General features: G+C 49.2%; 18 protein-coding genes. 11 read left to right on the top strand and 7 right to left on the bottom strand.

The features are described from left to right. The first annotated feature begins 425 nt into the window (after positions 1-425). Positions 426-2,717, top strand: a complete 2,292-nt coding sequence (locus AC6I7T_RS33260; protein ID WP_497795052.1) for a nitric-oxide reductase large subunit — start codon at positions 426-428, stop codon at positions 2,715-2,717. Between the two features lie 269 nt (positions 2,718-2,986). Then, positions 2,987-3,490 carry a hypothetical protein gene (locus AC6I7T_RS33255; RefSeq protein ID WP_497795050.1) on the top strand — a complete coding sequence of 168 codons (504 nt, stop codon included), beginning with the start codon at positions 2,987-2,989 and terminating at the stop codon, positions 3,488-3,490. 87 nt (positions 3,491-3,577) lie between these two features. Here the strand turns inward: AC6I7T_RS33255 and AC6I7T_RS33250 are convergent, their stop codons facing one another. From AC6I7T_RS33250 to AC6I7T_RS33220, 7 genes are all read right to left on the bottom strand, one after another. Beyond that, a complete protein-coding gene (locus AC6I7T_RS33250) occupies positions 3,578-4,195 on the bottom strand; it encodes a hypothetical protein (RefSeq protein ID WP_497795048.1) in 618 nt (205 codons plus the stop codon). 128 nt (positions 4,196-4,323) lie between these two features. Then, on the bottom strand, positions 4,324-5,847 hold the full coding sequence (locus tag AC6I7T_RS33245) for a hypothetical protein (protein WP_497795047.1): 1,524 nt from the start codon (positions 5,845-5,847) through the stop codon (positions 4,324-4,326). Positions 5,848-5,849: 2 nt separating this feature from the next. Beyond that, positions 5,850-7,625, bottom strand: a complete 1,776-nt coding sequence (locus AC6I7T_RS33240) for an ATP-binding protein (protein ID WP_497795046.1) — start codon at positions 7,623-7,625, stop codon at positions 5,850-5,852. A 24-nt stretch (positions 7,626-7,649) separates the two neighbouring features. After that, positions 7,650-8,414, bottom strand: coding sequence for a response regulator transcription factor (locus AC6I7T_RS33235; RefSeq protein WP_497795044.1), 765 nt, complete (start codon positions 8,412-8,414; stop codon positions 7,650-7,652). A 58-nt stretch (positions 8,415-8,472) separates the two neighbouring features. After that, positions 8,473-9,792, bottom strand: a complete 1,320-nt coding sequence (locus AC6I7T_RS33230) for a nucleotidyltransferase family protein (protein WP_497795043.1) — start codon at positions 9,790-9,792, stop codon at positions 8,473-8,475. Beyond that, positions 9,789-10,169, bottom strand: coding sequence for a hypothetical protein (locus AC6I7T_RS33225; protein WP_497795041.1), 381 nt, complete (start codon positions 10,167-10,169; stop codon positions 9,789-9,791). The genes AC6I7T_RS33230 and AC6I7T_RS33225 overlap by 4 nt, the downstream gene beginning before the upstream one ends. Positions 10,170-10,233: 64 nt before the next feature. Further along, positions 10,234-11,325, bottom strand: a complete 1,092-nt coding sequence (locus AC6I7T_RS33220; protein WP_497795040.1) for a hypothetical protein — start codon at positions 11,323-11,325, stop codon at positions 10,234-10,236. Between the two features lie 147 nt (positions 11,326-11,472). Here AC6I7T_RS33220 and AC6I7T_RS33215 point away from each other — a divergent pair, with 147 nt between their 5' ends. From AC6I7T_RS33215 to AC6I7T_RS33175, 9 genes are read left to right on the top strand one after another with little or no spacing between them, the layout of a single operon-like run. After that, positions 11,473-12,984: a B12-binding domain-containing radical SAM protein gene (locus AC6I7T_RS33215; protein ID WP_497795038.1), complete on the top strand. Its 1,512-nt coding sequence runs from the start codon at positions 11,473-11,475 to the stop codon at positions 12,982-12,984. 20 nt (positions 12,985-13,004) lie between these two features. Further along, positions 13,005-14,519, top strand: coding sequence for a B12-binding domain-containing radical SAM protein (locus tag AC6I7T_RS33210; protein WP_497795037.1), 1,515 nt, complete (start codon positions 13,005-13,007; stop codon positions 14,517-14,519). Continuing rightward, the gene (locus AC6I7T_RS33205) at positions 14,516-15,925 is read left to right on the top strand and encodes a B12-binding domain-containing radical SAM protein (protein ID WP_497795036.1); all 1,410 of its coding nucleotides are present in this window, start codon (positions 14,516-14,518) and stop codon (positions 15,923-15,925) included. Before AC6I7T_RS33210 ends, AC6I7T_RS33205 begins: the two co-directional genes overlap by 4 nt. Further along, a complete protein-coding gene (locus AC6I7T_RS33200; RefSeq protein ID WP_497795034.1) occupies positions 15,925-16,758 on the top strand; it encodes a class I SAM-dependent methyltransferase in 834 nt (277 codons plus the stop codon). The genes AC6I7T_RS33205 and AC6I7T_RS33200 overlap by 1 nt, the downstream gene beginning before the upstream one ends. A 2-nt stretch (positions 16,759-16,760) precedes the next feature. Next, positions 16,761-17,765, top strand: a complete 1,005-nt coding sequence (locus tag AC6I7T_RS33195) for a class I SAM-dependent methyltransferase (RefSeq protein ID WP_497795032.1) — start codon at positions 16,761-16,763, stop codon at positions 17,763-17,765. Next, the gene (locus AC6I7T_RS33190; protein WP_497795031.1) at positions 17,762-19,225 is read left to right on the top strand and encodes a B12-binding domain-containing radical SAM protein; all 1,464 of its coding nucleotides are present in this window, start codon (positions 17,762-17,764) and stop codon (positions 19,223-19,225) included. The genes AC6I7T_RS33195 and AC6I7T_RS33190 overlap by 4 nt, the downstream gene beginning before the upstream one ends. Continuing rightward, positions 19,222-19,938, top strand: a complete 717-nt coding sequence (locus AC6I7T_RS33185; protein WP_497795029.1) for a class I SAM-dependent methyltransferase — start codon at positions 19,222-19,224, stop codon at positions 19,936-19,938. Before AC6I7T_RS33190 ends, AC6I7T_RS33185 begins: the two co-directional genes overlap by 4 nt. A gap of 2 nt (positions 19,939-19,940) precedes the next feature. Next, on the top strand, positions 19,941-21,143 hold the full coding sequence (locus AC6I7T_RS33180) for an amidohydrolase family protein (RefSeq protein WP_497795028.1): 1,203 nt from the start codon (positions 19,941-19,943) through the stop codon (positions 21,141-21,143). After that, on the top strand, positions 21,140-22,210 hold the full coding sequence (locus AC6I7T_RS33175; RefSeq protein WP_497795026.1) for a radical SAM protein: 1,071 nt from the start codon (positions 21,140-21,142) through the stop codon (positions 22,208-22,210). Before AC6I7T_RS33180 ends, AC6I7T_RS33175 begins: the two co-directional genes overlap by 4 nt. Positions 22,211-22,248 lie beyond the last annotated feature (38 nt).

Genomic DNA, 22,248 nt, shown 5'->3' with positions numbered 1-22,248 from the left:
CTATCACGCCTATCCCAAGCAAGCTCGAGTTAACAATCATTGGAGATCGGATAGCAAGTTTCTTCCGACGTGGCTGAGGGCTCGCCAAAGAAGAAGTTTTCTGAACCTTGTTTCAGACCAGCGCATACCATAATTTACACTCCGGCATCTGCAACATTGCATGCGCATCGCATGGCCTTAAGAAAAGAACTACTATTTGCATAAATAGCGCTACGCAGCGAGGTACGAGAAAGATTTATGGGTAACTCCTAAGCTGAGATAATGGAACAAGATATAAGCAATGGCAGACAGATTGCCGCACCCCCTGTTTGCCATCGACTCCTCAATCTTTCGGATGGACAAGAACAGAATGCCTGCATTAACTTTGTCCAGCAATAGGCGTCTCTGTGTGAAATCAAGGACATCTTTCAAGAGCGGAGTAGATCATGACCTCCTATCGAAGGCTTTGGATTGCTCTCATCCTAGTTCTCGCAATATCATTCGCCATTCTAGGCGGAGTTGGCTACCACATTATTAGTCACGCTCCTCCGATACCTCAACGTGTAAGTACCTATGATGGCACTCTTTTATTCACCGGCGACGAGATAGTAAACGGGCAAGGCGTCTGGCAATCGATTGGGGGCCAGGAAGTGGGTACGATTTGGGGGCATGGAGCCTACGTCGCACCTGATTGGACAGCAGACTGGCTACACAGAGAAGCAATCTTCATCCTGGATAGCTGGGCACGTCAAACTGGATCATCGTCCTACGAACAACTCTCAGAGGAACAGAAAGGCGCTCTGAATGCCCGCCTACGGAATGAACTCCGCCGGAACACATTCAATCCAGTTAGTGGAAACCTGGAAGTATCAAGCCTGCAAGCAGCAGCATTTCGAGAGCTAGAGCGATATTACGCAGAGATCTTCTCTCGGGGAAGAAACGATTACGCCATTCCTGCAGGTGCACTCACAGATCCTACCCAGTTGCACAGAATGGCGGCCTTCTTCTGGTGGACAGCATGGGCAGCGAAAACTAACCGCCCAGGAGGGGCGGTAACCTATACCAATAATTGGCCACATGAACCACTTGTAGGGAATGAACCTACTCCCGGTGCCATCGTATGGAGCGTTGTGAGTTTTGTCCTACTGCTCGCCGGAGTCGGTGGAATGGTTTGGCATTTTGCTTCGCGAGAATCAGAAGCAAAACATGAACCCCCACCCGCCCGAGATCCCTTGCTTGGTCTTAATCCTACTTTGTCACAAAAGGCTACTATCAAATACTTTTACACTGCCGCAGTGCTAGTTCTGGTCCAGATTGCAGTCGGAGTGATTACAGCGCACTACGGAGTAGAAGGTTCAGGACTGTACGGTATTCCACTAGCCAAATGGTTGCCGTATTCCATCGCGCGTACTTGGCATTTGCAGCTAGCAATCTTCTGGATCGCAACCTCATGGCTAGCTACCGGTCTTTATGTTGCCCCAGCCGTCAGCGGTTATGAACCCAAGGGGCAGCGGTTGGGTGTCAACCTCCTGTTCGCCGCATTGGTGCTTGTCGTAGGTGGTTCGATGGCAGGAGAGTGGCTTGGCATTGAACAAAAGCTTGGCAATCTCTGGTTCTGGTTTGGCAGTCAGGGATACGAATACGTCGATTTGGGGCGTTTTTGGCAAATCTTGCTCTTTGCAGGGTTAACCTTCTGGCTTTGGCTCATGTGGCGAGCATTGCGACCGGCATTAGTCAGACCGTCGGAAAGTCAACCGTTACTCGTACTCTTCCTTATTAGTAGTATTGCAATTCCCTTGTTTTATCTCTCCGGGCTTATGTACGGACAACGTAGCAATATTGTTACGGCTGAATACTGGCGCTGGTGGGTGGTACATCTCTGGGTGGAGGGCTTCTTCGAAGTCTTTGCGACCGTTGTAATTGCCTTTCTATTTACACGCCTCAAACTTCTTCGTACGGATATCGCTACGCGAGCAGTGCTCTTCTCTACCGTCATTTTCCTGTCGGGAGGCATCATCGGAACTTTCCACCACCTGTACTTCAGTGGTACAGGTCCGGCGGTTATTGCTCTCGGAGCAATTTTCAGTGCACTCGAAGTTGTTCCTCTGGTGTTGGTGGGGTTTGAGGCTTGGGAGAACATTCGCTTGGGCAGACAAAGAAATGAAGCTGTTTGGATCACGGCTTATAAGTGGCCTATCCGGTTCTTTGTAGCCGTAGCATTTTGGAACTTTGTTGGCGCAGGCCTATTTGGCTTCTTTATTAATCCTCCTATTGCGCTCTATTACATGCAAGGACTCAACACAACCCCCGTCCATGGGCATACGGCTTTGTTCGGAGTCTATGGAATGCTTGGTTTAGGATTGATGCTTTTCTGCCTCCGCGCTTTACAGCCTGGAAAAGCATGGAAAGATAAACCACTGGCTATTGCTTTCTGGTGTATCAATATTGGGCTTTCGCTCATGGTGCTATTGAGTTTGCTTCCGGTTGGTCTTTTGCAGGGCTGGGCATCCGTAAAGTATGGAACCTGGTACGCGCGCTCTTCCGAGTTCCTCCAAACGGGCCTAATGAATGATCTCCGTTGGTTACGGGTACCGGGAGACACCATCTTCGCAATTGGAATGTTCGCTTTCTGCTGGTTTCTGTTGGGACTGCTAACGGGAAATTCTTATGATGACCGAACCTATGTTGAAGAAGGAGGTTGGGAGCTCGTAGAAGCTGGACGCCCGTCGAAACATTGAGTGTCATCATTTCGTTTCACTTTGCAAGCGAGAGCTCGATCTCAATTGCAAGTTAACTTTTGAGCCGAACTGTTTGGCATGAATAACTTGCAAGAGTGTTAAATGAAGCATTTATGGATATCTTCATGATATCAACAGACAGCACTCATCTGAATTTTGCGATGGTGTATTTAGAGGCCAGAGAACGCAATCTGACTGAGACCACTATCCCGTGTCTTGCAAGCAAATTCAACAGCACGTTGAGGAGTCATCAGTAGAAAGGACTCTATATGGCGAATATTCAACCAAATCGATACACAATGCACAGTAACGACGGCACAGTGAAGGTTGACTATGAAGCGTCAACTCTCGTCGGACAGCCAGCTCTAAACATCACTCAGGGCCATGGGCCCATAAGGCACTTTTCGGGATCTCAAATTCGAACTCTCCATACCGAGATCGGGACCCTGCTCACAGTGACGACACAAATGACAGTCGATGCAGGAGCAACCTCCTTCAGCGTGTTAATTCCCGCGATTACGATGTCTAGCACCTCCAATCAGGAGAAGTTTTCGACAGAAGCAGTCGTTACGAACCATATCGGGCCTACGCGTATTCCTGCCACAGGTGTGCTCGAAAAGTATCAGTTTATCCCGTTAAAGGGTGAAGCCGGATTCGTATACTCATTGCTTGAACCCGTTCTGAATCAGTTGAAGAACTCCCAAGCCGACAATGCCAAAAGCGAAACCGCTAATACACCCGTGGATATATCACCCATACCCAAGGCAAGCTGAGTAACCGGAGAATCCCACTCCCTGGCGGTCCGCAATAGAGGAGTGGGATTCCGAACACTTCACAAGAACTGGACTCAACAGTTCGATTCAATAATCGGCATTGTGGGTATCATACGGCTGACCAAACTTATTCGTGTGATTTTCTAGAGTGTTCTTGATAATCGGAATCGCAATGTCGTCCAGTCGTGTATGTCCCGCTGTAATAGTGACATTCTGCTCGATGGCCTTAAGCTTGTCCGGAGAGGTGTTCTCGGACCAGACATGAAGCCTGTAATTACCTTCGCGAACTCCCTGGAAAGCCAAATCTCCATGGGCATTTGGTATCGCGTAGTACGGCGTATCTAGCGTAATGATGACCGCAGCCATCTCCGGATGAATATTACAGAATATGTAGGAGACTCCTATCCTGTTGAAGGTCACTGTACGCGTCTGGCCTGATTGGTAGAGCCCCAGATCAAATCGCTTTCCATTGAAGAATGAAAATACATTATGAAAAAACGGATCACGATTAGGAAAAGAAACAACACTTCCGGCAGGAATCACCAGGAAGTGGGGTAGAAATTCCTTGTTCTGCTGAACCATCGTAAAGCTACCGGGCGCAACTTTGAAATGAGACCCGTTCTTTTCGTCTTCCGGCTCCAGCCACACCACAGTACGAAGATTGCCGTCAACAATTTGTCGGTGCGTAGTCTGCCCATCCTTCATGCGAAGATCCATAAATTGCACGTGAGCTGACACATCAAAGGCTTTGGACCCTTGCCCGAGTGCAGATGAGATAGTGCAGGCCAGCAGCAGCAAGCCTCTGACGAAGGGCCAAGATATTCGGATTCCTTTCAAAACTGATACCCCGCCGCAAAACCCACAATTTGCGCCTGGTTCTTTGCACCCAAGATTTGCCAGGAGTAAAGCCTACGATATTCCAGGGACAGAATGATCGAAGAATGCGGATGGAAGATTACATTTCCCAGCCAGGTCTGGTTCCTCACAAGAGAAAGATAAGAACTACTATTTGCGTAATCAGACCGACGGAGCTGATGTGCATTAGCGATATCCTGTCCAAATGCAAAGTCGAAACCTACGCGATTTGTTGGATTCCAACTCAGCTGAGACCAGCCACCCTGGTCGCGTAATGCATGATAGTAGGATTTTGTATTGCCATATTCATCTGTGTAGGAATGTTTAACCACATCCTTATAAGCGCCTTCGTTTAGTCCTCCGAGTGCCGCGCCATAATAAGCCTGCCCAGAGAACCCCAAATGAGCAGGCAATTCGAAATTCCAATCCGCTGTAATAGCTTGTCCGTTAACATGGCGACCGGTGCCGTAGGAATGGGGGCTCCAATAGCCTCCGAGTCCGACAAAACTCTTTTGTGGTCCACCCCACGAAAAGCTGCTGTGAAGGGCAGATCCCGGATACCGGCTGCGTTCTGCAGCGCTAACATAGGCCGAATCATAAGTAGCGGGGGCATCAGGAACATCAAGCAAAGCGCCCTGCAGAGAGAAGGACTTCTGTCCTCCCGACCAGAAAGTATGGTCCACAGCCAGTTGCGGGATCCAAGCCCAAAGATTACCGGACCAGGACATCGTAGGTTCGGCAACGCTCAAGTAAGACTTCGGTTCTGTTGGAGTAATAATTAATCGGCTGATACCTGCTTGTACCTTTGTATTTGGCCAAAGCAAACGGACATCGGCCGTGCGTAGCCGCACACGACCCGCAGTTGTTAGGTTCCCGGCGGAATATTGCTCTGAAAAGAAATCCACCTGCACGTTTCCGTAGCTATGAGCGCCCCAAATCTCCGGACCACTGCTTTCCAAACTTAGCAGAGTCTGATTCATAGTAGCGCTCAAGCTTCCGTTAGAAACACCTGCTGTTCTCGGATTCGTAAAAGCAGGAAGTGAGGTACTGTTCACGACACCATCAATACCGTTTACATTGAACAACACCAAGCCGGACACCTTAAGAGGAAAACGAGATGAAGTCTCTACTTTAGTTTGTTCGTGAACCTGAAGCTCAGCTTGTTGTACCTCCTGCTCTTCTTGAAGAGCTTCGACCGCTCCTGCCAGCTTGGAAGCAGCATCGGTAGTTGTTCCATCCGCCCTGGCTTCAAGTAGTTGCTTTTGCAGAGAAACAACCTTCTGTTCCAGATCTTCCAGTCTGGTCTGATAAGAAGTCATTTGCTTTTGCGCTACGGCAAGCTGGCTTCTCATCTCCTCCATTTGCTGGATCAATTGCGCCTGATTTCCTGAAGGTGATTGAGCCCAAGCACTCGCAACGGTAAGGATTCCCATAGGTAAGAGCCTATAGATACAAGAGAGCCGATGGCGAAAGGCGAAGTTTCTCTGTCTGAGCTTGTCCATAGCTAGTCCTCTGCCTTTGCTGGACTTTCAGCATTTGCTGGTTGAGCCGCATAGCGGTCAAGAGAGAGACGGAAAACTGTTCTTCCCGGCGCACTTGACTCCAGGACAATATTTCCACCATGTTCTTTCGCAATCGTCATCACGATTGTCAGACCGATTCCGATACCATTTTCTTTGTCTGCGCTGACAAAAGGATCAAAAAGGCTATTCCGGATGGAACGAGGAACTCCTGGACCTGAATCGATTACCCGAACGATCACTTCAGAAGCAGATTCACCAATATCGACTGATATCTCTCCCAATTCCCCCGAGAGTCGCGATGCCTGGCAAGCATTTAGCAGCAGATTGTAGATGGCACGCTCGATTTTCTTCGCATCTACCCAAGCATCGGCGCTGGAATGAGCCGAAAGATGAAATGTCGTCAAGGCTGCTTCCGGATGGGTGCGAATGAGCGCGATGGCGCGTTCGGCCAATTCCGTAATCGACTCATAGCTGCCATGAATGGCACGTCCAGTGTGGGTGAAAAGGAGCAAAGAATCGATAAGATCGGTGGTACCGTGCACAGAGAGCTGAATCTCGGCCAATAATTCTGCTTTCTCAACCTTCCCCATCTCTGTTGTAGCTAGAAATTCTGCATTTGCATATACAGATGCAAGATAATGCCGCAAATCATGAGATACAGAGCTGGCCATCTGCCCTATGGTAGCCAACCGTTCAGCCTTGAGGAGTTTTGCCTGAGTCTTGCCGAGCTCGTTGCGCATTACCTGAAAGGAAGCCCCAAGCTCCCTTAACTCTACCGCGCCACTGGATGGCAGTTGATAGCTGTAATCTCCTGAACCTAATGCCCGGGCTGCTTTTGCGAGTCCCACCAGCGGAGCAGTCAGTCTCTGGGAAACGACAAAGGCAAGGATGCCGCCAACCAGAAGCGCAATTCCGCCCAGACCAAGTACCAACTGATTCAAGCGAGCTTTAGCAGCAATCGCCCTCTCCATAGATGCCATTACCACGAGGCTGATTGAAGGAGAAGGCGTTGGCTCCAGAGATATAGCCTGTGTCAGATACTGTCTGCCACCAAAGGACAGTACGGTTGGCGCCATAGACTTCGCTATAGCGAGTTGCATCCGGGAGGCTAGATTCTGTCTTTGTGTGGAGGCCAAAGTGCTGCCAACAATACTGTTCCCGACTGCAAAAGTGACTTCAGCGCCAACAGACTGGCTGATTTGATGCGCAACCTTATCATCGATAGCAGAGCCGATAATCACATAACCGAGTAAGGTCCCGCCTTCTCGCGGACCGAAATAGACCGGAGCGGCGATGACCTCAAAAAGTTGACCTCCGGTAAAACAGTACGGTACAGAAACTGCACTATGCAATACTTTGGCCAGTTCTATCTGAGAAGTGGCATCTTGTACTCCCGATCCAGATACATAGAGGGCAATCACCTTTTCCGAAGGAGATGCAAAGGCAAAGAGATCTGCGCCACTAAGTTTGTGAAACTCAGCGCCTTCATTTTGGATTGTTAGCGTGTCTTGCGTCGTCAGGAGGGCTTTAAGACTCGGCTGTTCAGCCAGAAGAAGTGCTTCCCGAGCAAGGTTGCGCCTTCGGTCTTGATCGATGTTCTTATAGGTTGCAGCAGAATGCTCCAGGCTGAGAATGAGAGATTGTCGAATCTCCCGCTGCATCTGTGCCCTGACAACCAAAAGGCACGCCATTGTGAGCGCTGCCGGAATCAACAGCAACGGCAGCAGGAGCAAAGCCCGCATTTTTAGAGCTGGCAAAGATCTCGGTCCTCTAGTTCAAAATCAAAGCAAAAATTTATACCCGGCGCCATGAACGGTTACAAAATGGCTGGGATTGGCTGGATCGACTTCAAGCTTCTGTCGCAACTTCAAAATTTGATTATCGACAGTCCGTGTCGTCGGATAATGATTGTATCCCCAAACATCGCTCAAAAGCTCATCGCGTGAAATAACCCTCTCCGGGTTCTCGAGGAAAAAACGCAATAATTTAAACTCATGGGCCGTCAATGTGACAGGTTCGGTATGTTTACGTACTGTCATACGGACGAAATCGACCTCGCACACACCGAATTTCACTACTGGATCCGGTGCATGTTGCTGAACTCTACGTAGCGCAGCTTGAACCCTTGCCAATAATTCTCTGGGACTGAAGGGCTTGGTTACATAGTCGTCCGCACCCAGTTCCAGGAGCAGAACCTTATCTGCAACCTCTGTAATTGCACTTAATATAATGACTGGTGTACGCGGCGAGGCTTTCTTAATCCGCTTGCAGATATCTCTTCCCGTCATCTTTGGCAACATCAGGTCAAGAATCACAATTGACGGGCTGGAAGAGTGAAACAGATCGAGCCCCTCGAGACCGTCCAAAGCACAGACCGCATGAAAACCTTCCGTAGAGAAGAGCCTGCGTAACACCTTTTGCATACGCACATCATCTTCCACGATAAGGATTGTCTCCATTGCCTCCGATTCCTTTCCTTTACTATTCTCCCCCAGAATGGATTCAGAATAGCCATACAAGATGCGAAAATGACAAAGTTGTGACATCTATCTCTATTAAATTCAGCCGCTTGACGAAACAGCGATGAGTCTTCTTTTCCCCTTCTTACTTTGAAACTCCAGGAAATTGATTCCGGTCAATGGAGAAAGACCTCCGCCGTTTCTTCCGGAATAGCCTTTCAAAATGAAATGCCATACGCCAACGAAGATCCAGCATTATGTAAGCAAGAGATGACCGGAGATGATATACCAATCGCGAAACCTGGTACCACATATTACGCAGGCGATAGCGCCAGGCACTCTTTCCTGCCGCTGATAACCGCTCATTGAACGAGTGTCCGCTACGGACAGGCAAAAGACGCTGCCATACGTAATTGCGATAAGCAGAAACATTTTCAAAGAAAGGCTCCAGGAAAAGGAGGGAGGCCTTGTTCCCTGGAAGATCGGCATAGAGACTGATATGAGAAAAGTGATCCACCCACAACCGGCACTCAGCCCAGTCACAACCTGAATTCTCTATTTGTTCAGGCAGCGCAACAGAAAAAGTCCGAGAGGCCAGATGCAAAACAAGCCGGCACACCTGTTCTATTTTCGCATCACGACTCCAGAGAGCAATTGCATCCCGCCAAAGATGCTCTTCTTCCTTGTGAGAAGAAATGAACCGGCTCACCTCGTATAACCAGAGCATACGAGCCCACGTTCCTGAAAGATGCCGGAAATAATGCATTAGTTGATAGGTCAACTGGTAAACCGGCCGCAATCGAGGGAAACGCACGCCTTCGATTTCATGGGTCTCTAAATTCTGGGTCCATTCAAACAGCGGGAAGCAGAGAGGAACCCCCTTCTCCTCATTCTCCCAGAAATAGGGGTGTAGTTCCACGGCGCAGCTATTCTGGAGATGGTAAAGATAGGCATCCTTATCAACGGCAATGGAACCTGGAGTAGAAAATCTCCTTTCCCCGGAAACATCCCTGACATTCAGCCGATAGCCCAGATGCAACAAGCACTCTTCGGCAGCATCCATATGTTCCGGCGCTACCAGAAAATCGAAATCGCTCTGATGCCGATCTTCGATTTGCGCGAGATACTCCGGAAACAGGCTAAACCCTTTCACACAGACAAACGAGATCCGCCTTTGCATGAGTACGGCAACTACCTGAGAAAACCTCCCAAGCATATCCAGCATTCGCAGACGGTTGTCATCCGATCTTTGCTCAAGAGCAATTACAGTTCGTGCAGGAAGCAATCGCGTCAGCTTCCGTTCCCGAAGCACGGAGATCAAGGGCAAGGCGAGACCGCTACGATCCAGCCATCCCATTTGACGATCCCAATCAGACGAAGAAATATTTGCCAGTACATTCTGCTGCGCTATGGATTCCGTCCGCCCCAGGAATGCGGCTATTTTGTATCGAAAGTGGTAGCTCATGAGACCCTGGTCTGGCTGTTACTTAAGTCGTTCGAATGCATGGATTCTTTTGTCAGGTAAAGCAGCAGGGACAGATACTGATCTATTTCTTCCCGCCGTTTCACTTCGTCAAAAGGAAGAGACAAGAAACCAGCTGCATATTGTCGTCTGGGGTGGATGGCAAAGAAACTTCTCTCACTGAAATAGGCAGCAGTCATCTCTTGCGACGAAAAAAGCATAATCTCTGAAGCAGAATGGGTGGCTGTTTCTTCCTGCTGAACCACAATCTCCCAGCAGAAATCCGAAGGCTCCTCTATAGAGTGGAGTGCCCCTTGCCGAAATAAAACAAGAGACTCCAGAATCAACTCCGAGTTCGTGCGAATGCTTATTCGTTTCATCTCGGATCCGCCTGCGTAACGATATGTACGCTGAACATCAACCGGAGTCCAGCGACACAAGGGATCAGGCACATTCCTCATTACAGTTTCTTCCGGGAACATCATCTGAATCCTCCTTTTGAAAAAGGTTCTGACAGAACCCGAGCACCTCGTCAGCAACGTAGTCGGGGCTGCCATGGAAGCGCATCCGGTATAGCTCACAATTCTCTAGTTTCCGCACCAGATCGATTTGAGGAACACGGAGATGCGTCAGAATTTCTGGCAACTCTTCAAGGCCATCGACGACATAAGGGATGATTTCGTCAATCCCAATACGTTCAAATTTCGTGCCAGGAGCAGAGGAACGTTCAAGCAAAAGGAAACATTTAGGAACACAATGCAAACTTCGCTGCCAACCTAACGCGATCTCCGGATCAATTTCATATGCAATTTCCCCATTCAAAGATTGCGTCAACGGATACTTTCTCAACTCAGGGAAGAACTGCTCAGAGTCAGGGAGCAATTTAATGGGAACAGGCATGCCCCACGCATGCAGATGCCCTTCTATCTCTGACAGATATGTCCAGTCATCTGAGAGAAACGCAAGCCCTTTCCGCGCCAATGCCGCAGACAGTGTAGATTTGCCCACACCGGAGTGTCCGCTAAGCAGAACTCCGGAGTCTCCTTGTACCAGGCATGCACTATGCAGCGCCACCATGGCCAGGGAAGAACTCATTACTCCAACTAGGACTGGCAGAATAGTACGCCTACAAAGATCTTCATCTTCTACAGTGGCAGAAGAAAGGCTTCCTATAACTTCTCTATCTAGCAAGTTAAAACTTATCCGGTTCTTGGGACCATAAGTTGCAAATACAAAAGGACCAAAGCCCCGGAAATGCGGAACAAAAGCTTGACGAGCAGTGATAGATCCTCTATCGCGCGATATGTCATTCTCGACATAGAGCAGGATGGATAACATTGGCCCAGACTGACCAGTTGGAGAAGCTGAACTATGGAAGAACTCTGTGACCACTTTCTGCAAACGCAGTGAGTTGGTGTAAAGTATGCACGGTCGCCCTACGACCCGCAAAAGACGACGATATGGCAAGTGCTGATCGGACACTCTCTCGGGTACAGCAGAGACGATGGAAGTTGTATGCATCTCGTATTGATTCATGCTACTTTCCAGCATCCTATCTGCTCTTCAGGAGAAAAAAACAGAGTGCAAGGGGTAATGACAAACTTGTGACAACTCCATGACATACGGACTTAGGGTTCCATGGAATAAATAAAGTCGTCGGGAGCATTATTCCTGAGACCAACTATGGCTGGACATCCAAAGAAAAAAGTCGTCTTCTTCTTCCCCTCGTTTTCAAGCAGCGAAGCAACGGCACCGCTTGGAATTCTGGCCGTTGCAACACCGCTCATCCAAGCCGGCTACGACATCTGCTTGATCGATTCGACAATAACCCCGGACTTCAAGAAAAGAGTTCTGGAAGAGGTCAAAGACGCCTTGTGTCTGGGCGTCTCTCTCGTCACCGGTCCGATGATTCGGGAGACCGTTGAAATTGCTCGCGCAATTAAGGAATGGAAACCGGATTTTCCAATCATCCTTGGAGGATGGCATCCGTCTTTACTTCCCTTTCAAACGTTGGCAGCACCCTATATCGATTTTGTCGTGAGAGGACAGGGAGAAGAGACCCTTACTGAGCTCGTTCAACATATCGAAGATGGAGCATCTGCTAAGGGGATTCTTGGCGTCGGGTACAAACAAGAAGGTCAGGTTGTCTTCAATCCCGAGCGACCTCTGCGTCCATTAGTTGAAATGCCACCGAAAGCCTACCAGCTTGCAGACTTCGATGCCTACGAGCGCAGCTGTGGCCGCCGCTGGGCAATGTACACATCCAGCCTGGCCTGTCCATTCAATTGCGCCTACTGCACGAATGGAGGCGTCTATGGGCGTAAATGGAATGCTCTCCCTCCAGAACAATTCGTCGAAGAGACTGTCGATCTGACGCAGAGATATAACCTCGAGATGCTCTGGATTGTCGATGATAACTTTCTTGTCGATCTGGATCGAGCCAGGGGGATAGCAGAGGGGCTGATACGCGCGGGTTCACACTATCGCTGGAGCATCCAGGCCACAACGAATCTGACCGCTAAACTCAGCATCGAAGATCTAAAGCTTTTGCATAAGGCGGGCCTTCATCAAATCTGTCAGGGCGTAGATTCAGGATCACCCAAAATCTTGAAGCTCATGAACAAGGAGTTTCAAGACTTCGACTCCATCTATGAAAGCGCAGCGCGATGCCTTCAAGCAGGTATTCGACCGTCCTTCAACATCATCTTTGGGTTTCCTGGAGAAGGCCCCAAAGAACGTCGTGAAACGATCAGCTTCATTATGGACGTTTGCCGTCGCTTTCCGGGAAGTGAATTTTGGACGAATATCTTCACTCCTTACCCCGGATCTCCTATCATGCAGCGCACTCAGGAAATTGGCATTCAAGTGCCGAACTCTCTTGAGGAGTGGGTCGACTATTTCCCACGCTACACTGTGCTGCCATGGCTTAAGGGGAAACAGCATGACCGTCTGCAACGCATGAGGGATTACCTTCGCATTGCTTTCGATCGTATCCCTATAGCAGCCGATACACGGAAACCCTGGATTCGCAGAACTCAAAAGCTATTGAGTCTCCCGGCACGCTGGCGTCTTGACCACGATCTGTATGGAGCACCTGCAGAGTTGTGGCTCAACAAGAAGCTGAAACAGGTATCGCAGGCGGCAAAGCCTGCGGTGGATGCAAAGTTACTCGAATCGAAACCAGCAGAGTGTTAGTGCAGGAGCAGCATTCAGTTATGGCAGAGCAGCAAAAATCAATCGACGTGCTCTTTACGCATGCCTATCATCTTGCCTACGATCGTAAGCAGTTTGATCGTCAGCAGCCGTATCCTCCTTTGGGAACGCTCTATGCCGCGGCTCTAGCGCGCCAGCACGGATACTCAGTTGCAGTCTTTGACTCGATGCTCGAAGATCCAGACGAAAAGTTCGTTCACGCGCTGGATTACTACCACCCGAGAATGGTGGTAATTTACGAAGATAGTTTCAACTATCTTTCAAAAATGTGTCTTGAGCGTATGCGAGAGGTCGCCTGGGAGATGCAGGCGGAAGCTAAGGCACGTGGCTGCCGTGTATTTGTTCATGGCTCCGACGCAGCCGATCATGCAGAAGCCTATCTGCGTAATGGCTTTGACGCTGTCCTTCTCGGAGAAGGAGAGCAAACTCTCATTGAGTTATTAAATGCAGTGATGAGAAAGAAGCAACTCTCTGAGTGGGCAATCCATGGACTCGTTTACCGTAGATCGGATACGGCAGAGATCGTACATACTGCACCACGGCCTCTGATGCAGGAGATCGACCATCTCCCCCTCCCGGCAAGAGATCTCATCTCCATGACAAGCTATTCCGCCATCTGGGAAAAAGCACATGGGATCAGGTCTACCAATATCGCTACAAGTCGAGGGTGTCCGTTTCAGTGTAACTGGTGTGCCAAACCAATCTATGGGAACTCGTTTGTTCTGCGATCTGCACAAAATGTAGTGGAAGAAATAGTGCAGTTACAAACAACGTATGGAATACAACATCTCTGGTTCGCTGACGACATCTTTGGCCTAAACAAGCACTGGATACAAGAGTTCGCCGCGCTCTTGGAACAAAACGATTGCAAGATCTCCTTCAAGATACAAAGTCGCGCAGATTTGATGTCGATAGAAACAGTTGACGCTCTTCGACGCGCGGGTTGCAGTGAAGTCTGGATGGGGGCGGAATCTGGGGCACAGTCTGTTCTCAATGCCATGCAGAAGGGACTGAAAGTTGATGCAATTGTCAATGCAAGTGATAGATTGCATGCCGCGGGCATCCACCCCTGCCTTTTCCTACAATTTGGATATCCAGGAGAAGGGCTGAAAGAAATCGAGCAGACAATCGCACTCGTACGCAGAACCCGTCCTTACAATATCGGCATCTCCGTCTCTTATCCTCTGCCCAATACCAAGTTTTACGAACGGGTACAAGAACAGCTAGGAGACAAACGTAACTGGATTGACAGCGACGATCTTAGCGTGCTCTTTCGGGCCCCCTATTCCAATGAATTTTATCGCGCGATACGCAATGCGCTGCACGCCGAAGTGGACAACTGGAAAAGTCCCAACTCACGGACGAAAGAACTAGAGTTAGCAGCCCTTTGGGAATCGGTCTATCTGCTCGAAAAGACCTGCAGGACAAAGGCTCCCACGGTCTTTCCAATCCTGCCTTCAGACGATGGAACATTCAACGAATTGCAGGCACTCTCATGTGGAGGTGAATGCCTATGAAAATCGAGCTATTACTGACCCACGGATATTTCCTTATGGAGGACCCCAAGGAGCTTCAAATCATGAAGCCATATCCGCCGATGGGAATTCTCTACATCTGTTCTCATCTGCAGAGGAAAGGATACTCAGTAGAGGTTTTCGACAGCACCTTCTCCACGAAGCAGCAGTTGATCGATTGGCTTCATTCCACGCCACCGTCCATCCTTGGTATTTATGCCAACCTGATGACTCGCTCGAATGTTGTCAAAATCCTCAAGGAAGCCAAGCTTGCGGGATGGAAGACCATTGTTGGGGGTCCAGAGCCGGGAGCCTATATTGACGAATATCTGGAAGAAGGAGCAGATATTGTCGTTCTTGGGGAAGGAGAACTGACCGTTGAGGAGATATTAGCGGCCTTCCGTCAGACACCCACCCCAGATCTATCCAAAATTTCAGGGCTCGCCTTTCGAGATGCCTCAGGTCTTGTTCACCATACTGCACCGCGGGAACAGATCGCCAATATCGATGCACAACCCTGGCCTGCCAGAGAGTCGATCGACACGGCACGTTACATTGAAACCTGGCGGAAGCATCATGGTACTGGCTCAATTTCAATTATCACAGCACGAGGCTGCCCCTTTCGCTGCCAGTGGTGCAGCCATCAAGTCTTTGGACAGAGTCATCGCCGCAGGAAACCACAGCTGGTAGCAGATGAATTAGCGTGGATTCAAGAGCGATACCAGCCAGATATGCTTTGGATTGCCGACGATGTATTCACTATCAACCACGGCTGGTTGGAGGAGTGGTCAAAACAGATACATTCTCGTGGGCTTCGTATTCCCTTCGAATGTATTTCCCGCGCGGACCGTCTCAATGAGCAAGTAATAGCCAGACTCGCCGAGTTAGGCTGCTTCCGCATCTGGATTGGCTCGGAAAGCGGATCGCAGCGACTCCTGGATGCAATGCAGCGGGGTGTGAAGGTGGAATCTGTACGGGAATCGATTGCTTTATGCCGACGCTATGGTATTCAGACAGGCATGTTTCTCATGTGGGGATATGAAGGTGAAGAGTTGGAGGATATCGAAGCGACTATCAGTCACGTTCGTGCTTCCAATCCAGATATTTTCTTCACTACTGTCTCTTACCCCATTAAAGGCACACCGTACTACAAACAGGTTTCGTCACGATTGGTACAACTCAAACCATGGGCAGAGACCTCCGATCGAGAGTTCGACATCAGGGGCCGGCACTCACGCGAGTTCTATAGTGTTGCCGACCGACTGTTACGTCACGAAGTCGAATTAAGTCGGCTGCAATCCTCCGATCCGAAAACCGACACTCAAGGTCTCATCAGTAATCTGTCCCAATTGATTCAGGAAGAACGTAAGACACTGTACAGCGACTACAAGCAAGGAAGCATAGCCTAGTGGCGATTCTCTCCTTATACAAAAACGATTCGGCTTCGAATTCTTCCCGAGCTTTTGACGGACTTGCGGAAGACTACGATCGAATATTTACCCACTCACAAATCGGATATATGCAACGTCTTCAAGTATGGTCGGTAATGGAAGGATTCTTTCGTCCGGGGACTCGCATCCTGGAGCTAGGATGCGGAACCGGATACGACGCGCTACATCTAGCCCAACAAGGTGTTTCCGTACTTGCATGTGATGAATCGTCGGCAATGATTCACGTAGCGCAGACACAAGCTGACAAGAAGAGCCATACAAGTTCTCTCTCTTTTAAGGTATGTGCGAATGAGCATCTGAACGATCTGTGCGGGGAAGAGCTCTTCGACGGAGCATTTTCAAACTTCGGCAGCCTGAATTGCAGCGATAATCTCAGGGCAGTGGTCTCCGGCCTCGCCAAGAATGTTCGTCCAGGTGGACGGATCTTGGTATGTATGATTAACCATTTTTGCCTCTGGGAATTCCTCTGGTTTCTGTGCCACGCAAAATTCTCAAAGGCCGTACGAAGGCTGCACCCGAATGGATCGACCGCACAAATTGGTGAAAAGAAGATCCGCGTTCTTTATCCGTCTGTTGCAAAGCTAAGAAAGCTCTTTGCTCCGGAATTCTCCCTCGCCGAATGGCAAGGGGTTGGAGTCGCCGTTCCACCATCCTATGTCGAACCCATTTTCAGCTATCGTTCTCGTGCCTTGCACTTTCTCGGACGACTGGACGAGAAGATCCGGAAACGCCCAATAGCTCGATCGATTGGGGATCACATTCTTATGGAGTTTGTGAGAAAGGAAGCATAGGAATGTCTGCTGCCGAACTGGCTATCTGCACGAATATCCAACCCGCAGTTGAGGAAAGCATTAGCTTTCAATGCCCTCATTGCAACCATCTCCAGGGAAAGAGCCAGATGTATGACTCCGGTTCTGCTTCGGATCTTCTGGTATGTCCACATTGCAGATTTCGCATCGAGAAGATTCGAGGTGTTTGGAGAACACTTACTCCAAAACAGATGGGGTTTCACGCAGCGTTCCTGCGTGAGTATGAAGGAATTCGCCGGCTTGAAGGACGCGGATCGAAGCAGGCAGCATTCTACCTGGCACTTCCCTTTTGTGACCTCACTGGCCGTTTCCAGTGGCAATGGAAGATTAGGGCAAAGAGCTATCGTACTCTCGAAGAACATATCCTTCCGCAAATCGAAGCAGAACAACCTCAGGGGCTTCGCATTCTCGATATCGGAGCAGGAAATGGGTGGCTCAGCTATCGCCTTGCCTTGCGCAATCATTATCCTTGGGCCGTCGATCTTTCAACAAACCCGTGGGATGGGCTGGAAGCTGCGCGTCATTATCAGCCAGTGCTCTTCCGATCCTTCCCCCGTGTTCAGGCGTCGATGGATTGCCTCCCTTTCTCTGCGGGCCAATTCGATCTTGTAGTCTTCAATGCTTCCTTTCACTATTCTTTCGATTATCGAAGGACGCTTTCCGAGGCATTGCGTTGCCTGACGAAGCGAGGCAAGATCCTAATTATTGACTCTCCGACCTATAACGATCACAAGAGTGGCAAACTCATGCAGGCGGAGCGACGCATAAACTTTGAACAAAAGTTCGGCTTCCACTCTCAACACAACTTGAGTCAGGATTTTCTGACTCCATCGATGATCGAATCTTGGGAAGACCTAAACATCGATTGGAAGATATACCGTCCCTGGTATGGACTAAGCTGGGCCTTGCGGCCATGGAAAGCAAAAATCAAAGGCCAGCGAGAACCGTCCAAATTCTATATCTATCTCGGACAGGTGAGAGAAGTATGATCATTCTCTATTATCCTCGTGCTACACGTCCGGCGAATCGCCGCTTCCCTCTATCGATATTGGCACTTGCAGCAGTTTTAGAAGGGAAAGAAGAATACCGGATTGTCGATGGGAATCTGGATACAGATCCGGATAGAACGATTTCGCAACTTATTCAGAGTTTTGACGTAGAGCTCTTAGGTGTAAGCGTCATGCCCGGGCCGCAGATGGTTGCAGCTATGAACTCATGCAAACAGCTACGCAGCAGATTCCCCCAAGTTCCAATCGTTTGGGGAGGCTACTTCCCTTCCATCTATCCCGACGCAACGTTAAATGCTCCCTATGTCGACTATGCTGTCAGAGGACAGGGAGAGCACACCTTACTCGAACTGATCGAAGTAGTACGAGGTCAACGAGATATCTCTTCAGTTGCAGGAGTGAGCTACAAAGGCCCTGGTGGAGTCCATCGCTACAACCAGGAAAGGCCGATGCTCGGCCCTGACGCATTTCCCTGGAGCCCTTTCCACAGTATTCCTGTAGAGCAATATCTGCGTCCTTCTTATTTTGGCAAACGCACAGCTGCTCACCAGGCGAGTATAGGCTGTCCCTTCAAATGCCGCTTTTGCGGAATAGGACCTGCGTTTGGCAACCGTCAGAAGATGGAGTCTCCGGCCAGAACGGAAGCGATCCTTCGGCACCTGATCGAACAATACGCCATAGATGGGGTGCAGTTCTACGACATGAACTTCTTCATGAGGGAAGATCATACCCGCGAACTAATGGAACGGCTTATACCGCTAAAGCTTCGCTGGTGGTGTGAAGGCCGTGTCGATATTATGAGCCGTTATTCCGATAGTACATGGGAACTCGTCCGCAAAGCAGGCTGCGCAATGATCTTCTTCGGAGCAGAATCCGGATCAGATTGGGCTCTGAAGGAAATGAATAAGGGAATTACGACAGCAGAAACCCTAGAGGTGGCAAAGCGGATTCGAGATTACAACATAATTCCGGAGTTCTCTTTTGTAATCGGCAATCCCAATGCTCCAGAACTAGATACGCATGAAACCTTGGCATTTGTTCGTAAAATCAAACGGCTGAATCCCTCATCCGAGATCATTATTCAGCACTACACCCCCGTCCCACAACGAGAGAAAATGTATGGGGATATCGAGGGTAAAATCGACTTTCCTCTCACTCCAGAAGAATGGGCAACTCCCCGCTGGTATGACTTCACTATCAGGGTCAATCCTGCGACACCATGGATGAAAACAAGAACACGTAAGTTAATAGATAACTTTGAAACTGTGGTTGCATGCCGATGGCCCACAGTACAAGACATCCGCGCTCCCAAATGGAGCAGAAGCCTATTGAAAGCACTTAGCTCCTGGCGCTATCTAACCCACATCTATGGTTTTCCCGCAGAACTAAAACTTGCACATCGCTGGATACAACTACGCAAGCCGAAGGTGGAGAGCATATGAGCAGGCCTGTCGCAGTACTGAATCCGAAAGAGGCATACCAGCACTGGGCTAGTACGTACGACACAACGGATAATCCGTTGATCGCGTTAGAAGAGCGCATTCTTCTACCAGATCTCGCAAATGTGCGTATACAGGATGCTCTGGACGTAGGCTGCGGAACAGGAAGATGGTTACGCAAGCTTGATATTCTAGGGGCAGCCTCCATACGTGGGATCGATAGTTCATCAGCAATGCTGGAAGTTGCCCATAGAACTTGCTCTCAGTCTGTCAAATTACATCTGGCCGATGCAAATACGTTGCCTCTTCCCAGTGAAAGCGTGGATTTTGTAATCGCATCCTTTCTGCTCTCATATGTGCAATTGCATGATGTCCTGATTAAAGAGATTTATCGAGTGCTTCGACCAGGAGGTACCGTCGTACTATCCGATCTGCATCCAGAGGCACGTTCACGTGGCTGGCGCACTACTTTTAGAATGCAAGAGTCTACCTATGAAATAGAAACTTGTGCCTACACGCTCACTGACTTGCGCTGTACTCTGGTCAATGCAGGCTTTTCAATGAGATTCTCCAGGGAGCCATATTTTGGAGACTCCGAACACACTATCTTTCTTCGTGCTCAACGCGAAGATCTGTTCTCTACAGCCCAAGAATTCCCTGCAATCTACATCCTGGGATTGACAAAAGGATCGTTCCAAATCCTTGCCCGGAATTGAAAATGAATCGCATCCAAACAGACCTTCAAATTTTCGGAGGACATATTGCGCTGAGTGCCAACGACAGGATGCCAAAGGATCTCCTGATTCAGAAAGGCCAAATTCAATACGGAATACCACGGCAACGCGCTACCCCATATCTCGACATGTCGGGATACCTCTTGCTCCCCGGGCTTATCAATGCGCATGACCATCTAGAATTCGGACTCTTCCCTCGCCTGGGAAATGGCACCTATCCGAACTGGCAAAAATGGGCGGATGACATCTATCACCCAAATGACTCTCCACTTTGCGAACTGCTCTCCATTCCGAAGGCCATTCGACTATGGTTCGGAGGATTGCGTAACCTGCTTTGCGGAGTTACAACCGTAGCTCATCATAATCCCTATCTGAAGGAAGTCTTTGAAACCGATTTCCCAGTACATGTGGTGTCGGAATACGGATGGGCGCACTCTCTGGAAGACCCAAAGGATGCCGAACGCCGCTTTTCGCAAACAACTCCCGATTGGCCTTTCCTTATCCATTTCGCAGAAGGAACAGATTCAGAAACCTTCCTGGACTTCAAACGGCTAACCCATCATCTTCCTCTGAGCGAACGATTAGTCCTGATTCATGCCGTCGGAACGAAAGAAGCGGATCTGCGAGTACTGGAATCAGCTGGAGTTTCCCTTGTCTGGTGTCCTTCTTCAAACATTTTCACACTTGGCAGGACACTCTGTCCCGAAACGACTGCTAGCTATCCATTTTTGAGTCTTGGTAGTGACTCGCCACTGACCGCAACGGGGGACCTCCTCGACGAGATGAGCTTTGCATACGATACAAGCAGAATTTCTCCGAACCTTCTCTACGAAATGGTTACAACGCGAGCTGCCACCTCTCTGCGCCTCAATCCTAACCATGGTAGTCTCGCGTTGGGAACCCCGGCAAATATCATTGCAATCCGTGATAAGGGCAAATCACCTGCCGAAACTTTACTCAGCTCCACCTTTGAGAATATTGAATGTGTACTTGTAAATGGCCAAGTCATGCTGCTTTCAACCGAGTTTGCTCCACGTGTACCGCTCAGTCTTCGTTATCATCTGGAAGAAGTACAGATCGGTTCGATCAAGCGTCTTCTGCCTGCACCTGTTCGTAGCTTTATCAGGGAAGTTGAGCACAACGGAAATGGTCTTTGCGCACTTGAGGGAAGGAGAATACTAAATTGACCGCAATAGTCATTCCTTCAATCAATACCACTCTCAATCTCACCGAAGAGCAGTGCAATAAACAGAAGATTGAGCAGTTGCCTATACTTATTTTATATCCTCACAATCGCTGCAATTGTCGATGCATAATGTGCGACATCTGGAAGATACGTGAAACGCGACAGCTACAGCGTACCGATCTTGAACCGCATCTTGCATCGATCCGCCTTTTAGGGGTACGTTGGGTAGTTCTTTCCGGCGGAGAGCCTCTTCTCCACGATGGTATTGAAGAAATCTTGTCCCTTCTCAGAGCGGAAGGGATTCGGATCACTTTGCTCTCAACTGGATTGCTCTTGCGAAACTTCGCTGCGCTTGTCGCCAACGGAGTAGAGGATATCATCGTTTCCCTGGACGGCCCACCGTCGGTCCATAATACAATTCGCCGGATTCCAGATGCCTTTGCACTCCTGCAGGAAGGAGTTATGGCTGTCCGGCATCAAAATCCGGCTATGCCGATTCACGCCCGGTGTACTATTCAAAAGTCGAATTACAACGTGCTGGCAGAAGTTGTCGAAACTGCGAAACAACTAAAATTAGATTCCATTTCCTTCCTCGCTGCAGATACCACCTCAGTGGCATTTAACCGCCTTGATGGATGGAATAGTGCAAGAAAATCGACAATTCACTTGGATGAGAAAGAGATTGACGCTCTTACTTCTTCTATCGACAAGCTTGCGCGTGAGCAGCCGGAGATTTTCTCGAGCCATTTCATTAAGGAGAACCCGGAAAAATTACACCGCATCGCTGACCAATTTCGTAGCCGGATTGGCTTGGTACCAGCAGTAGCGCCTCTCTGTAACGCGCCCTGGGTCTCTTCCGTCATCGAAGCTGACGGAACAGTACGTCCATGTTTTTTTCATCCACCGATCGGCAATCTGAAGGACTCGACTCTCCTGGAAGTGTTGAACAATAAAGAGGCGTTGCGCTTTCGTGCAAACCTTAATGTTGCCACAGATCCTATTTGTCGCAATTGCGTTTGCTCGTTACATTACACTGACCCGAGTAAAGTTGATCAACAACAAAAATGACGGCTGGAAACCAGCCGTCAAATCACTCTGAATATTTA

The sequence above is a fragment of the Humiphilus diazotrophicus genome, from assembly GCF_059726315.1.
The sequence above is the reverse complement of the archived record's forward strand: the minus strand, read 5'-3'. Positions and strand labels throughout refer to the sequence as shown.